Origin of the sequence: Streptomyces sp. NRRL F-5755, assembly GCF_001279365.1 — a bacterium.
GTDB lineage: Bacteria > Actinomycetota > Actinomycetes > Streptomycetales > Streptomycetaceae > Streptomyces > Streptomyces rimosus.
In genome coordinates this window covers 1-228 of sequence record NZ_LGCW01000239.1, presented here as the reverse complement: position 1 = coordinate 228, position 228 = coordinate 1, and the positions used below count along the sequence as shown (strand labels likewise).

The following is a 228-nucleotide window of genomic DNA, read 5'->3' as shown; positions in this document are numbered from 1 at the left end:
GAAGCAGCCATCCTTGAAAGAGTGCGTAATAGCTCACTGGTCAAGTGATTCCGCGCCGACAATGTAGCGGGGCTCAAGCACACCGCCGAAGTCATGTCACTGCGATATTACCCCCAACGGGGATCGTGGTGGGTAGGGGAGCGTCGTGTGCCGGGTGAAGCAGCGCCGGAAGGTAGTTGTGGACGGTTCACGAGTGAGAATGCAGGCATGAGTAGCGATACACACGTG

Annotated in this window: 1 rRNA gene; it reads left to right on the top strand. The window is 57.5% G+C overall.

The window, feature by feature from the left end:
• A 23S ribosomal RNA gene (locus tag ADK86_RS19240) occupies positions 1-228 on the top strand; the annotation flags it as partial.